We start from the raw sequence: 14,609 nt of genomic DNA, 5'->3' as shown, positions 1-14,609 counted from the left end.
CTACCTCCTGGCCAAGCCGGTGCCCCGGCCGACGATCATCTTCACCAAACTCCTGGTCGCGATAGGCGTCACCGTCGCCTTCTCCGCCCTCCCCGTCCTGCTCGCCGGCTTCCTCCTCAACGGCAACAGCCAGCAGATAGCGGTGGGGTACGCGGTGGCGGCGGCCGTCGCCTCGGTCGCCTACAGCGCCCTCTTCCTGCTCTTCGGCACGGTCACTCGGCACGCCGTGGTCTTCGGCCTGGTCTACGCCCTGGTCTGGGAGGCCCTCGTCGGCACCCTCGTCCCGGGCGCGAAGACCCTCAGCATCCAGCAGTGGGCGCTGGCGGTCGGCCAGAAGACGGCCGCAGCGGGCGCGATCACCTCCGACGTCCAACTGCCCCTCGCCATAGGCCTGTTGGTGGCCCTCACGGTCGCCGCGACCTGGTACGCGAGCCGTCGGCTCAAGGCGCTGACCCTGGCGGGCGAGGAGTAGGGAGGGCCCGACGCCGCCCTACGCGCCACCGCCACTACCGCCATTACCGCCACTACCGCCGTTCTTCTGCAGGGCGTTGAACTCCCGGACGTTCCGCAGATGCTCCTGGTAGTCGGCGGTGAAGCGGGTGTCGCCCGGCTTGACGGTGACGAAGTACAGCCAGTCGCCCGCGGGCGGCGCGCCGGCCGCCTTCAGCGCGTCCGCACCGGGGTTGTCGATCGGGGTGGGCGGCAGGCCCTCGTTCTTGTAGGTGTTGTACGGGCTGTCGGTCTTGGTGTCGGCGTGGCTGGTGTTGAGCGTGCTGCGGCCCAGCGCGTAGTTGATCGTCGAATCCATCTGCAGCGGCATGTGCCGGGCGAGCCGGTTGTCGATGACCCGGGCGACCTTGCCCATATCGGCCGGCCGGTCGGCCTCGGCCTGCACGATGCTGGCGATCACGACCGTACGGTAGGAGGTGATCTTGTCGGCGGCGAGCCGCTGATTGGCGGTCTTGACCATGTACGAGAGCAGCGATGCCGGTGTGGTGTCCGGGCGGATCGGATAGGTCGCCGGGAAGAGATAGCCCTCAGGATTGCCCTTGGCCTCGTCGGGCAGCGGGAGCCGGGCGCTCTTGGCGGCCTTCGCGGTGGAGCCGCTGGCTAGATGCAGCGCCTTGTCGGCGGCGGCGTAGATCTGGGCGGCCCGCTGCCCCTCCGGCACGGTCAGTTTCTCCTCGCCCCCCGGCCCGCGCAGCAACCGCGGCAGGATCAGCACGGCAAGGAGGACCAGGACGGCCAGGACGGCAACGACGATGAGCCAGCCGATGCGGGAGAACCGCGGTCCTGGCCGGCGAACGGTGGGCTGAACATCGCTCATGGGGGCACGGTAGGCCAAGACCGTACGGGCGCGGCGTGGGCACTCCCGGATCGTTGCCGACGGCGGAGATCGTTCACCGCCTCGTCATGCAGTACCCACATCGGTGCCGGTCAGCGGGCCCCGAGGCGGCGGAGCGACCATGCGCGCTGCCACCGGGCCTGTGCCCTGCCGACTGCGCCTACCGGGCCGGCGCCTTGTCGGCTGTGCCCACCGGGCCTGCGCCTCGTCGGCTGTGTCCGTCGGACCTACGCCCTGCCCGCTGTGCCCGCCGTGTCGGCCCCGTGCTCCTCGCCCGTCGTGTCGGCCTCGTGTCCGTCGTCCGCCGTGCCAGCCCCGTGCCCCGCGTAGCCCGTCGTACCGGTCCCGCTCGCATCGCCCGCATCGCCCGCGTCCCCGATGCGTCGGTCGCGCCCCGCGCCCATGCCCAGCAGGGCCAGCCCCGCGCAGACGCCGAGCAACAGCACCAGGGGGACCGTCCAGCCGCCCGTGACCTGGTGGACCGCGCCGAGAGCCAGCGGGCCGGCGGCGGCCAGGAGGTAGCCCCCGGTCTGGGCCATCCCGGAGAGCCGGGCGGCGGTGTGCGCGTCGCCGGAGCGCAGCACCATCATCGTCAGGGCCAGCCCCAGCGCGCCGCCCTGTCCGGTGCCCAGCAGCGCGGCCCACAGCCAGGCGCCCGCCACGGGTGCCAGCAGCAGACCGGTGACCCCACAGGCCATCAGCGCGGACACGGCCACACCCAGCAGCCGCTGCCGCCGCATCCGGCCCGCGAGCATCGGCACCACGAACGAACCGACCATCTGCACCAGCGTGCTGAAGGCGAAGACCAGGCCCGCCTCACCCCTGCCCATGCCGTGGTCGGTGAAGACGGTCGGCATCCAGGCGATGATCACGTACGCGATCAGCGACTGCGAGCCCATGAAGAGCGTGACCTGCCAGGCCAGCGGCGAGCGGCTGAGCCGCGGACCATCCTCGGCCGGGTGCACGGGAGTGGCCGCGGCCGCGCCGTGCCGGGTGCCACGGCGGGTCATGACCGCCTGCGGGAGCCAGACGGCCGCGGCGACGGCGGCCAGCAGCGACCAGGAGACCAGCGAGCCCTGCCAGCCGCCGAACGCGTTCTCCAACGGGACCGCGGAGGCGGCGGAGACCGTCGCGCCCAGGATCATCGCCGTCGAATACAGCGCCGTCATTCCAGCCGCCCGATCCGGGAAGTCCCGCTTGATCAGGCCCGGCATCAGTACGTTCAGCAGGGCTATGGAGGCGCCGACCACCGCACACCCGGCGAACAGCGCCGCCACGGGAGGCGCGATCCGCAGCACGATGCCGCCACACAGCGCCACCAGCGCCGCGCACAGCACCGCTTCGGTGCCCCAGCGTCGCGCCAGCTTCGGCGCGACGATCGAGCCCAGACCCATGAAGATCAGCGGGATGGTGGTCACCAGGCTGCTGGCGGTCGCGGCCAGATGGAAGTGCGCACCGATCTCACCGAGCAGCGGCGAGACCCCGGCCAGCGCCGCCCGCATGTTGAGCGCGGCGAGGACGATTCCGGCCAGGACCAGCGCCGGGTGAACCGTCCGCAGCCGTAGGCGGGCCGTGGCGACGGGCGGTGCCACGACCAGGTCCTGCTCGGCGTCGATCAAGGGTGCCTTGGACCTGGGCCCTGACATGCGTGCGTACCTCGCCAAGAGTCTGTTGCGCAAAGGGAAGGAAGGAGGAAAGGAAGGAGGGAAGGAAGGAGGATCTGCAGAGGAAGATCCTCAGAGGAGCGAGTCGTCGGCCAGCAGGGCCTCCACGGCCCGCTTCGGCCTCTCCAGCAGTTCGCGGGTGGCGCGCTCAGCGGCCTCCGGGTCGCCCGCCGCGATCGCCTCCATGACGGCGCGGTGGTCCCCGTGCGCGATCTTCGGCATCTCCTGGTCGCCGAGCCCGTTGACCAGCGCCTCCCGTACCGAGCTGCTGAACCAGCCGTAGGTGGCGGTCAGCGCGGCGTTGTGCGCGGCCTCGACGACGGCCGTGTGGAAGGCGACGTCATGATCGGCGTAGAGCTCCAGGCTGCCGGATTCGGGCTGGCCGTCCGCGTCCGACAACTCCGCCTGGGCGTCCAGGGCGGCCCGCATCCGCTCCAGGTCGGCCGGCCGGTGCCGCAGCGCGGCCAGCCGGGCGGCCTCCGCCTCCAGCGCGATCCGCAGCTCCAGGACGTCACGGATACCGGCCCGTTGGACGCTGCGCATGAGGTCGCCCGGATCGGTGGTGGAGACGACAAAGGTGCCCTCGCCCTGCCGTGAACGCAGCATTCCGGCGTGTACGAGCACCCGCACGGCCTCGCGGACGGTGTTACGGCCGACCTGGAGCTGCTCGGCGAGCGCGTGCTCGGTGGGGATACGGGCCCCGACCTGCCACTCCCCGGCCGTCAGCTGGGACCGCAGGGCCTCGACAACGGTGTCCACCAGGGATTGCCGCCCCGCTGCCTGCAGTGCCATGTCCGTCTGCCCGTTCCGTTCTGTTCTGTTCCGTTCGGTTGCCTGGGTTGCTTGGCCCGCCCGCGTTGCTCCAGTTGCTCCGGTTGCTCCGGTTGCTTCGCCCCACGGTTGCCCGGTCATCCTACAACTGATGGATTCATCATACATGGAAATGTGGGGTGGGGCTCTGGAGGGCGACCGCACACGGCCACCCCGAGGAGCCCCACCCCTGCCCCTTACAGGTGCACTGCACTTACAGCTGCAACTACAGCCCGATGTCCCGCCCCTGAATGTCCGCCAGGGATTCCCGCCGTACGAGAACGCGGGCGTGGCCGTCGGCGACCGCGATGACCGGTGGACGGCCGACGAGGTTGTAACCGGAGGCCATGGAGAGGTGGTACGCGCCGGCGACGGGCACCGCCAGCAGGTCGCCGGGGCGGATGTCGCCCGGGAGCTGGACGTCCGTGGCGAGCACATCGCCGGCTTCGCAGTGCCGGCCGACGACGGTGACCGGCTCCGGCGCGGCGAGCGAGCCGCGCCCGACCAGCCGGGGCGCATAGCGCACCCCGTACAGCGCGGGCCGCGGGTTGTCGCTCATCCCGCCGTCGACCGCCACGAACGTGTGCGTGCCGGTCCGTTTGACGGACAGCACCCGGTAGAGGACGACGCCGGCGGGACCCGCGATGGCGCGGCCGGGCTCGACGGCGAGCCGGGGCACCGGCAGCCCGGCCGCCGCGCAGCCTCCGGCCAGCTCCGCGCGGAGCTTGGCGCCCAGCGCCGCGGTGTCGAGCGCGGGCTCGCCGGGGCGGTAGGCGACGCCGTGGCCACCGCCGAGGTCCAGTTCGGGGAGGGTGATGTCGTGCTGCTCACGGATCCGCGCGAGCAGGCCGACCAGTCGCCGTACCGCCGACAGATACGGCTTGACGGTGGTGATCTGCGAGCCCAAGTGGCAGTGCAGCCCGACCAGTTGGAGGCGCGGCTGGCTGAGCACCCGGGTGATGGCGTGCAGTGCGGAACCGTCGGCGATCGACAGCCCGAACTTCTGGTCGTCGGTCCCGGTACGGATCTTGGCGTGGCCGCCCGCGGCGATCCCGGGCACGACCCTGATCAGCACCTTCTGCCGGGCGCCCGCCGGGACCGCGGCGGCCAGTCGGGCGATCTCCGACGTGGAGTCGATGACGATCCGCCCGACGCCGAGCCGCAGTGCGGCCTGCAGATCGGCCGGGCTCTTGGCGTTGCCGTGCAGCACGATCCGCTCGGGCGGGAAGCCGGTGGTGACGGCCAGTTCCAGCTCGCCGGCGGAGCAGACGTCCAGGCCGAGGCCCTCCTCGTGCACCCAGTGGACCATGGCGCGGCACAGGAACGCCTTGGCCGCGTAGTAGACGTCGGTGTCAGGGAAGTCCCGTAGGTAGGCGCGGCAGCGGTGGCGTACCTCGTCCTCGTCCAGGACGTAGGCGGGGGTGCCGAAGCGGTCGGCCAGCTCGGTGAGCGGGACGCCGCCCACGGCGAGGTCGTGCTGGCGCAGCGGTGCCGTGGACGCGGGCCAGATGGAGAGCGGCTCGTGGTCGTCCGTCGGCTGGTGGCCGGCCGATGGCTCGTCGTGCGGTGGCGTGCGCAGGGCGTTCGGCAGGGCGTCCGGCAGGGCGACGGCAGGCGGCGCGGGCGTCGCCGCCACGACTCCGGCCGACGACGGCACGGCGGTCGACGACGAGACGGCAGGCGACGACGGAACGGCGGTCGCCGACGGATCGGCGGCTTCGTGCGCGGTCCGGGGCAGTGTGCTGTGACTCATGTGGCGCCCCTCCCTCAGACGGCCCGTAGGTGGTGGTGCGTACGCGGCATACGGGAAACCTCAGGGGCGAGCCTGGGGTCGACGGTCAGCACGGTCGCACCGACGGGCTCGGCCAGCGCACGCAGCGCGGGCTCGGAGAGCCTGACCCAGGGCTGGCCGCCGCCCAGGGCCGCGGTCAGCCGCTGGGCGGAGGTGAAGCCGACGGCGGTACGGCCGCCGAGCGGGGTGCGGAACAGGCGGGCGGTGCAGCCCGCGGGGCCCGACCGGACGGGGACGAACAGAGGCCCGGCCGGGACGCGTTCAGAAGGCTCGGGATCTTCCGCGTACAGAAGGTGGGACACGGCGTTGCTCCTCGAACAGGACATCGGCGGCCCCGGACCAGTGGATGACGCATACGCCGGGGCTCGGCTCTGACGACGCTATGCCCGGGGAACGGACCCCTCCGCCAGTTGCTGACGCCTCATTGACGAGTTGTGGACACTGTTTGACGCGATGCTGCCGTCCAGTGGCCGATTGTGGTGCGTCGGTGACGCTGCGCCGTCACCCGCTGCGACCGCAATCACCGTGATCGGCTCTGCACGACCACCGTGATCGGCTCTGTACGGTCACCGTGATCAGCTCTGCATGACCACCGTGATCAGCTCTGTACGTCACCGTGATGGGCCCGCACGGTCACCGTCATCAGCCCCGCACGGCGCCCGTATAGCCCACCGCGCGCCCCGCCGCCGCGCCCCCGCACGCGCTAGCCTCACATGCGATGAGAGCGTTGATGGAGCCACCGCGGGACGGCCGCTCGTGGCGGTCCGGCCGCGACCCCGTGGCCTGGGTGCGGGCCTGGGTGCGGACGAGTCCCGGCACCCACATCTGGCTGCTGGTCATCGGCGTCACCAGCCTCGTGATCGCCTCCGCCTCCGAGGGGCTGGAGCAGTTCCTCGTCCACCGCACCAGCAGCAATATCCACGAGCTGAACGAGCATCCGCTGCCCTCGCTGCTCATCAGCGGCTTCTGGATCGAGCGGCCCGAGTCGTTCCTGCTCTACGCGGTGATGTTCGAGCTGCTGCACGCCAACGTGGAGCGGTGGGTGGGGACTTGGCGCTGGCTGCTGACCGTCGGCGGCGCGCATATCGCGGCCACCCTGGCCAGCCAGGAGCTCGTACTGCTGGCCATCGAGGGCCACCATCTGCCGCGCTCGATGACCCATGTCGTCGACATCGGCGTCTCCTACGGGCTGGCGGCGTCGGCCGGCGTGCTGACGTACCGGCTGTGCCCGCCCTGGCGCTACGTCTACCTGGTCGGGGTGCTGGTCTTCTTCGGCATTCCGCTGACGACCGGCGCGACCTTCACCGACTTCGGCCACGCCATCGCGCTGATCATGGGTTTCGCGGCCTGGCCGCTGACCCCGGCGGGGGCCGTACCCAAGGAGGACCCCGGGGAGGAGCCCGGGGAGGAGCCCGAAGCGAACCCCGAGGTCGACGCCGCGGGCGACCCCTAGGGCGTAAGCGAACACATCCCGTAGGGGACGCGAGGGCCCCCTGCGGGGCCACAACGTCGGGGCAGGGGGCGATATTCCGGGGGCCTCACAAGCCACGCCCGCGACTCTCCCTTGCGCCCCCGCGACCCCCTCGAGGCCCCCGCGCCCCCTTGAGGCCCCGCGACTCCCTTGAGCCCCGCGCCCCCTTGAAGCCCCGCAAGCCCCTCAAGCCCCAGCGCCCCCTCAACCCCCGTAAACCCGCTCCAACACCACCGCGATCCCGTCCTCCGCGTTGGAGGCCGTCACCTCGTCCGCGACGGCCTTCAGTTCGTCATGGGCGTTGGCCATTGCGACGCCGTGGGCGGCCCAGGCGAACATCGGGATGTCGTTGGGCATATCGCCGAAGGCCACGGTCTCCTTGGCAGTGATGCCCAGGCGGCGGGCGGCCAGTGAGAGGCCGGTGGCCTTGGACAGGCCCAGCGGCAGCAGTTCGACGATGCCCGCGCCGGCCATCGTCACGCCCACCAGATCACCGGCGACCTGGCGTGCGACGCCCGCCAGCGCATCGTCGTCCAGCGTGGGGTGCTGGAGGTAGACCTTGTTCAGCGGGGCGGCCCACAGCTCGCCGGGGTCGCTTATCGGGACGGCCGGCAGCGGGCCTCCCTGGATGCGGTAGCCGGGGCCGACCAGCACCTCGCCCTCCAGACCGTCCCGGCTCGCGGCCAGGTACAGCGGGCCGACCTCTGCCTCGATCTTGGACACCGCGAGACCGGCCAGCTGGCGGTCGAGGGTCACCGACGTCAGCAGCCGCTGCTCACCGGCGTGGTAGACCTGCCCGCCCTGGCCGCACACCGCGAGGCCGTGGTAGTCCAGGCCTTCGAGGATGTACCGGGTCCAGGGCACCGAACGGCCGGTGACGACGATATGCGCCGCGCCCGCCGCGGTGGCCGCGGCGAGCGCCCGGCGGGTGCGCCCGGAGATGGTCTCGTCCGGGCGCAGCAGCGTTCCGTCGAGGTCCGTCGCGATGAGCTTGTACGGCAGCGCGGAGCCGGCCGGAGCTGAGGGGCTCACTTGGCGACGGGCTCCAGGATCTCCCGTCCGCCCAGGTAGGGGCGGAGCACCTCGGGGACGCGCACGGAGCCGTCCGCCTGCTGGTGGTTCTCGAAGATCGCCACGATCGTGCGCGGTACGGCGCAGAGCGTGCCGTTGAGCGTCGCGAGCGGCTGGGTCTTCGGCTTGCCGTCGACGGTCTCGCGCATCCGGACCGACAGCCGGCGGGCCTGGAACTCGTCGCAGTTCGAGGCCGAGGTCAGCTCGCGGTACTTGCCCTGGGTCGGGATCCAGGCCTCGCAGTCGAACTTGCGGGAGGCCGAGGCGCCGAGGTCACCGGTGGCGACGTCGATGACCTGGAACGGCAGCTCCAGGGACGTCAGCCACTGCTTCTCCCAGTCCAGCAGCCGCTGGTGCTCGGCCTGCGCGTCCTGCGGCGCGACGTAGGAGAACATCTCCACCTTGTCGAACTGGTGGACCCGGAAGATGCCGCGGGTGTCCTTGCCGTACGTGCCGGCCTCGCGGCGGAAGCACGGGGAGAAACCGGCGTAGCGCAGCGGCAGCTTGGCCGCGTCCACGATCTCGTCCATGTGGTACGCGGCGAGCGGGACCTCGGAGGTGCCGACCAGGTAGTAGTCGTCCTTTTCGAGGTGGTAGACGTTCTCGGCGGCCTGGCCGAGGAAGCCCGTGCCCTCCATGGCGCGCGGGCGGACCAGGGCCGGGGTCAGCATCGGCGTGAAGCCGGCCGCGGTGGCCTGCGCGATGGCGGCGTTGACCAGGGCGAGCTCCAGCAGCGCGCCGACGCCCGTCAGGTAGTAGAAGCGGGAGCCGGACACCTTGGCGCCGCGCTCGACGTCGATGGCGCCGAGCAGCTCGCCGATCTCCAGGTGGTCCTTGGGCTCGAAGCCCTCGGCGGCGAAGTCGCGGATCGTGCCGTGCTTCTCCAGGATCGTGAAGTCCTCCTCGCCGCCGACGGGTACGTCGGGGTGGACGAGGTTGCCGAGCTTCAGCAGCAGCCGCTGGGTCTCTTCCTTGGCCTCGTCCTGGGCGGCGTCGGCGGCCTTGACGGCGGCGGCGAGCTCGCCGGCCTTCTTCAGCAGCTCGGCCTTCTCGTCGCCACTGGCCTTGGGAATGAGCTTGCCGAGCGACCTCTGCTCGGCACGCAGCTCGTCGAAGCGGGCGCTGGACGACCTGCGCCGCTCGTCGGCGGAGAGAAGCGCGTCGACGAGCTCGACGTCCTCTCCACGGGCGCGCTGGGAGGCGCGCACACGGTCGGGGTCCTCACGGAGCAGGCGAAGGTCAATCACACCCCCAGGCTACCGGGGCCGCGCGCCGCCACTCGACGCGATATTCTCCGGCAAATCACTTTGCCCGTTTTGGGGCATTTATTCCCTTAGGGGGTGGCGGTGACGGGAGGGGTGGGCGAAGGGGTGGCAGGTGAGCGGCGGGTAAGCGGAAGAAGGGCGTGACGGGGCGCGCGGCGGAATTCCCGATGTCCGCGAGGGGGATTTCCCGGGGGTCGCGCCGGGTGATCCACTATGTGGACGGCGGGAGTTGGGACCCTGGTTTTCCCCGGGGATCCCATGGTTGTCCACAGGTCCTGGGGGTTCTCGGATTCTTATCCACAGGCTGTGTGTGAGATCTGTGGAAGTCGGAGTTGATCATTCCGTTCTCGAAATGCCCGACTATGGATTCTCTGTCCAAACCCCCTTCACGCACTCTTTCGTGTGGGATTGCCTCGCTCTAAAGGATTGATCGCGTGAATTATGCTGACGGTGCCCGGGGTGGGCCGCTGTGGAGCGGTGTGATGTCAGTAGGCCGATTTGTCGACTCTGTCCGACTCTCATGTCGACTTACCCACAGGTCGAGAACCGAGCCTGTGGATAACTTTGTGGATAACCCACAGGCCCCTCAAAGCCGCAGGTCGTGCCGGATCCGCGGGCTGCTCAGCCCCGCCCGTCCAGGCAGCGCGCCAGCCAGTCCGACGCCTCGGTGAACGCCGAGTCCGTCATCTGCCGCCGCACGCTCGGCGTCATCTCGTCCGCCCGCGGATACGAGCCGAGGAACCGCACCTCGCGGCAGACCCGCTTGAGCCCCATCAGCACCTCGCTGACCCGGCGGTCGGTGATGTGCCCTTCGCAGTCCACCGAGAAGCAGTAGCGGCCGATGCCCTCGCCGGTCGGCCGGGACTCGATCCGCATCATGCTGACGCCGCGGACCGCGTACTCCTGGAGCAGTTCGAGCAGCGCACCGGGGTGGTCCTCGGCCAGCCACAGCACCACCGAGGTCTTGTCCGCGCCGGTGGGCGCCGCGGGCCGGGCCGGGCGGCCCACCAGGACGAAGCGGGTGGCCGCGTTCTGCGCGTCGTGGATGTCGGTGACCAGCGGCGTGAGCCCGTACGTCGCCGCCGCGAACTCGCCCGCGAACGCGCCGTCGTAGCGGCCCTCCTGCACCAGCCGCGCACCGTCGGCGTTGGAGGCCGCCGACTCCCACACCGCCTCGGGGAGTTGGGCCGCCAGCCACTTGCGCACCTGCGGCTGGGCGACCGGGTGCCCGGTCACCGTCTTGACGTCGCCGAGCGCCGTCCCGGGGCGTACGAGCAGCGCGAAGGCGATCGGCAGCAGCACCTCGCGGTAGATCATCAGCGGCTCGCCGGCGGCCAGTTCGTCGAGGGTGGTGGTCACCCCGCCCTCGACGGAGTTCTCGATCGGCACCAGGGCGGCCGCGGCCTCACCGGCGCGCACCGCGTCCAGGGCGGCCGGCACCGACACCATCGGCACCAGCTCGCGGGTCGCCGCCTCGGGAAGGCTGCGCAGCGCGGCCTCGGTGAAGGTGCCCGCGGGGCCGAGATACGTATAGCGGCTGGCCGACATCGTTGAGCACTCCCTCGCGTAACTGCGGGGGCACCCCGCCGATCTTCTCCCTGCCCTGCCACGATACCGAGCCGTTCCGGCCACCGGGCGGGCCATGGGAATACCGCCACCCCCCCACTACGTTGCGGCCCGCAAGGGGGCATCCCCACCCCTACGGGATCTGTTCGCCTCCCCCTTAAGGCCCCGCCCCAGGCCAAGCCCCCGGGAGGCTACCCCTCCAGCAGCGGCCGGCCCACGTAATCGCCCGGTTCCGGGGCCGGCGGCACCGCGAACAGCCCGCTCGCCTCGTGCCGCAGGAACGGCGACAGCGCGTCCCCGCGGTCCAGCTTCCGCTGGATCTGGGTGAAGGCGCGCAGCGGGTCGGCCTGCCAGCAGACGAACAGCAGCCCGGCGTCCGGGGCGCCGTCCGCGCGGTAGCCGTCGTGGAAGGAGAACGGGCGGCGCAGCATCGCCGCGCCCTGGTTGGACGCCGGCGCGGCGATCCGGGCATGCGCATTGGCCGGGATGACCGGCAGCCCGTCCGGGCCGGTCGCGTCCAGCTTCATCGGGGTGGTCTCGGAGCCGCCGGTCAGCGGCGCCCCGTCGGCCTTGCGGCGCCCGATGACCCGCTCCTGCTCGTGCCGGGAACGCTTCTCCCAGTCGTCCAGCAGCATCCGGATCCGGCGGACGACGGCGTACGACCCGCCGCGCATCCACGCCTGCCCGGCGTCCCGTCCCACGAAGATCCGCTGGTCGAAGTCCTCGTCCGACGGCTTGGGGTTGTTGGTGCCGTCCACCTGGCCCATCAGGTTGCGGGCGGTCATCGGATGCGCGGTGGCGCCCGGGGTGCGGTTGAACCCGTTCATCTGCCAGCGCACCCGGGCGGTGTCCCGGGCCTCCTTCTGGAGCGTGCGCAGCGCATGGAAGGCCACCAGGGCGTCATCGGCGCCTATCTGGATCCACAGATCGCCGTTGCTGCGCCGCGGGTCCAGCGCATCGGCGGAGAAGTCCGGCAGCGGGTCGAGCTGTACGGGGCGCTGCTTCGTCAGGCCCGTACGCCCGAAGAAGCTGTGGCCGAAACCGAAGGTGACGGTCAGCGAGGACGGCCCGGCGTCCAGGGCGACCCCGGTGTCGGCGTCCGGGGCGCGCCCGGCCATCAGCTCCTCGGCCGTCCGCGACCAGCGGCGCAGCAGCGCCGCCGCGGCCTTGCGGTCCGCGCCCGGAGCCAGGTCGAAGGCGACGAGGTGCCCATTGGCCTGCAAGGGCGTGGTGATCCCCGGCTGGTGCCTGGCGCGGGCCGCCCGGAACGGCACCTCGGTCGACCCGATGGTGGTCAGGGCCTTGGGCGCGTCGTCCTGGGTGGCGGACGCTCCTATGGCGCCCCCGGCCCCGCCCGCGACCAGCCCGGCCGCGCCGGCCGCGCCGACGGTGCCCAGCAGCCGTCGCCGGGAGAGCTCCACGGAGGTCTGCGGGCCGGCGGCCCGGCCACCGGAGCCCTGGGCGCCGGAGGTCTTCGGGGCGGCGGCCCGGGGGGCGGCGGCCTGGTCGGTTCGCTTGCTCATCAGCCGATCTTCACGTTCTTGGTCTCGGTCACCTGGTCGATGTCGGAGGTCCGTACGAGCAGCGAGAGCTGCCACTGCCCGGGGACCGGCAACTGGACGCCGCTCGCGCGCCAGTGGCCCTTGCCGATGTGCCGGGGGACGAAGGGCAGCGGCCCCAGCTTCTTGGCCTTCTGGGTGAAGGAGACCTTCACCTCGGGGACGTCCATGGTCCTGCCCGACGGGTCGGAGAGCCGCAGCCGCAGTTCGTTGGCGTTGCCGCTGCGCCCGGGGTCGAGGTCGACGCGGGCGGTGCCCTTGCCGCCCGGACCGCCGGTGTCGAACGGGATGGTCAGCACCTGCGGCTGGTTGGCCGCGGTGGACTGCCCGCCGGACGCGGCCTTGACCGCCGCTTCCGTACGGGCCGGCTCGGTGGAGGTCAGCAGCGTCGTCACCACCAGCACCACCACCGCCACCGACGCCTCGGCCAGGACCGACCGGCGCAGCCCCAGCCGCTCGGCGTCAGCGTCGCGCAGCCGCTTGGTCCGGGCGGTGCGCAACGCGGCCTGCTGACGGGCGAGTTGCGCGGCACGGGCGGGGTCGGCGGCCTCCTCGGAGGCCATGGCGGGGTCGGATGCGGGTGCCGGTTCCGCGTCTGGTCCGGGTGCCGGTTCCGCGTCGGGGCCGGGTGCCGGGGCTCCCTCGTGGACGAGGGCGCGCTCGGGCTCGGGCTCGCGCTCGGGCTCGCTGGCGGGCGCCTCACGGACCTCGCCCAGCCGCCCCGTCCACCGCCGCGACACCCCGGCGATCCCGACGAGGACCGCCACCAGGCCCGCCTTGAGCAGCAGCAGCTGCCCGTAGGTGGTGTCGACGAGCGCATGCCAGGTGCCGACCTGCCGCCAGGACTGGTAGACACCGGTGGCCACCAGCACCACCACGGAGCCGAACGCGATCCGCGAGAAGCGGCGCACGGCGGTCCGCTCGACCGGCGGCCCCCAGTACAGGGACACCACCAGCGCCGCCAGCCCGCCGAGCCAGGCGGCGACCGCGAGCAGATGCAGCACGTCGACCGGCATCGCGACGGCGGGCTGCAGACCGGTCGAGGCGTGCTCGGCCATCGCCCAGGTCGCGGCGAGCCCGGTCGCGACGATCACCCCGCCGATGCCCAGCCCGAAGGTGAGGTCCTTGCGCCGCTTGGCCTCCTCGGCGGGGTCCGCGGCGTGCTCGTCGGCGTCCGGGGACGCGTCCCGCCCGGGCCCCGTCCCCGGTACCTCGCCCGCCTCCTGCGCCCGCGCGTACGCCCCGAAGAGCACCGCCACGAACAGCGCCGCGGCCGCGAGCAGCAGCAGCCGGGAGACCAGCGCGGCGCCCGGCTTGGTGATCAGCACCTGCTGGAGGCCGCCGAGGTCGAAGACGTCGGCGAGCTCGCCGGACCCGGTGTACGGGGTGCGCAGCAGCAGCATCGCGACGGTGGTGGCGGTCAGCGCCGCCCAGCCGTAGACCACCAGCCTCTGCACGGACCGTACGAGGGCCGCGGCCGGCCGGCAGGCCACCACGAAGGCGGCGCCGCCGGCCAGCAGCACGAACCCGGCGTAGGCCAGATAGCGGGCGATGTCGTAGAGCACGCCCACCAGCCCGCCGCCGGCCTCCTGTTGGGGGACCGGGGCGGCGGACTTGGAGGGCGCGCCGACCGAGAAGGTGAAGGCGCCGGAGACCGGGTGGCTGTCGGCGGAGACCGCCTGCCAGGCGACGGTGTACGTACCGTCGCCGAGCCCCGGCGGCAGCCCCGTGCCGTATTTGACGGTGCTGCCGCTGCACAGATCGCGCAGCTTGCCGCGGTCCACCCGCTTGCCCCGCGGGTCCAGGACCCGGATGGAGTCGTCGCCCATCGCGACGCCCTCGGAGAAGGTGAGCGTCACCTGCTCGGGTGCGCGGTCCACCACCGAGCCCTGGGCCGGCGTGCTGCCGGTCAGCGCGGCGTGCGCGGACGCCGGGGCGGCGCCGCCGAACAGCGCGCCGGCCAGTGCCACCGCGACGATCAGCAGCCGCAGCGCGGCGGACCGTCGTGGCGGTAGCCCGGTGGTGACCATAGTGATCGCTCCCCTCAACTGCCGTGTGAGTGCTGT

General features: G+C 72.1%; 11 protein-coding genes and 1 pseudogene. 2 read left to right on the top strand and 10 right to left on the bottom strand.

The features are described from left to right. Positions 1–472, top strand: a pseudogene (locus ACWD6P_RS26760) (ABC transporter permease); the annotation flags it as partial. A gap of 18 nt (positions 473–490) precedes the next feature. Here the strand turns inward: ACWD6P_RS26760 and mltG are convergent. The 5 genes from mltG to ACWD6P_RS26735 form a co-directional block, all read right to left on the bottom strand. Beyond that, positions 491–1,327 carry an endolytic transglycosylase MltG gene (gene mltG / locus ACWD6P_RS26755; RefSeq protein WP_451446706.1) on the bottom strand — a complete coding sequence of 279 codons (837 nt, stop codon included), beginning with the start codon at positions 1,325–1,327 and terminating at the stop codon, positions 491–493. A 245-nt stretch (positions 1,328–1,572) separates the two neighbouring features. Next, entirely contained in the window at positions 1,573–2,991 is a 1,419-nt protein-coding gene (locus ACWD6P_RS26750; protein WP_451446705.1) for a CynX/NimT family MFS transporter, read from the bottom strand. Positions 2,992–3,081: 90 nt separating this feature from the next. Then, positions 3,082–3,801: a FadR/GntR family transcriptional regulator gene (locus tag ACWD6P_RS26745; RefSeq protein WP_451446704.1), complete on the bottom strand. Its 720-nt coding sequence runs from the start codon at positions 3,799–3,801 to the stop codon at positions 3,082–3,084. A 244-nt stretch (positions 3,802–4,045) separates the two neighbouring features. Then, positions 4,046–5,572 (bottom strand): diaminopimelate decarboxylase, encoded by a 1,527-nt coding sequence (lysA, locus tag ACWD6P_RS26740; protein ID WP_451446703.1) that lies wholly within the window; start codon positions 5,570–5,572, stop codon positions 4,046–4,048. A gap of 14 nt (positions 5,573–5,586) precedes the next feature. Continuing rightward, a complete protein-coding gene (locus ACWD6P_RS26735) occupies positions 5,587–5,913 on the bottom strand; it encodes an SAV_915 family protein (protein WP_451446702.1) in 327 nt (108 codons plus the stop codon). 428 nt (positions 5,914–6,341) lie between these two features. Here ACWD6P_RS26735 and ACWD6P_RS26730 point away from each other — a divergent pair, with 428 nt between their 5' ends. Further along, complete coding sequence (locus ACWD6P_RS26730) at positions 6,342–7,064, top strand: rhomboid-like protein (RefSeq protein WP_451446709.1); 723 nt, start codon at positions 6,342–6,344, stop codon at positions 7,062–7,064. A 222-nt stretch (positions 7,065–7,286) separates the two neighbouring features. On the opposite strand, the gene ACWD6P_RS26725 is transcribed toward ACWD6P_RS26730, so the two are convergent. The 5 genes from ACWD6P_RS26725 to ACWD6P_RS26705 all read right to left on the bottom strand — a co-directional run bounded on the left by ACWD6P_RS26725 (position 7,287) and on the right by ACWD6P_RS26705 (position 14,573). Then, entirely contained in the window at positions 7,287–8,114 is an 828-nt protein-coding gene (locus ACWD6P_RS26725) for an HAD family hydrolase (RefSeq protein WP_451446701.1), read from the bottom strand. Beyond that, positions 8,111–9,400 (bottom strand): serine--tRNA ligase, encoded by a 1,290-nt coding sequence (gene serS, locus ACWD6P_RS26720; protein WP_451446700.1) that lies wholly within the window; start codon positions 9,398–9,400, stop codon positions 8,111–8,113. The genes ACWD6P_RS26725 and serS overlap by 4 nt, the downstream gene beginning before the upstream one ends. Positions 9,401–10,039: 639 nt before the next feature. After that, the gene (pheA, locus tag ACWD6P_RS26715; protein WP_451446699.1) at positions 10,040–10,966 is read right to left on the bottom strand and encodes a prephenate dehydratase; all 927 of its coding nucleotides are present in this window, start codon (positions 10,964–10,966) and stop codon (positions 10,040–10,042) included. Between the two features lie 209 nt (positions 10,967–11,175). Beyond that, a complete protein-coding gene (gene efeB / locus ACWD6P_RS26710) occupies positions 11,176–12,507 on the bottom strand; it encodes an iron uptake transporter deferrochelatase/peroxidase subunit (protein ID WP_451446698.1) in 1,332 nt (443 codons plus the stop codon). Then, a complete protein-coding gene (locus ACWD6P_RS26705) occupies positions 12,507–14,573 on the bottom strand; it encodes a copper resistance CopC/CopD family protein (RefSeq protein WP_451446697.1) in 2,067 nt (688 codons plus the stop codon). The genes efeB and ACWD6P_RS26705 overlap by 1 nt, the downstream gene beginning before the upstream one ends. Between the last annotated feature and the right edge of the window lie 36 nt (positions 14,574–14,609).

Source organism: Streptomyces sp. NPDC002446 (assembly GCF_053595675.1).
This window is presented reverse-complemented; position numbering and strand designations above follow the sequence as displayed.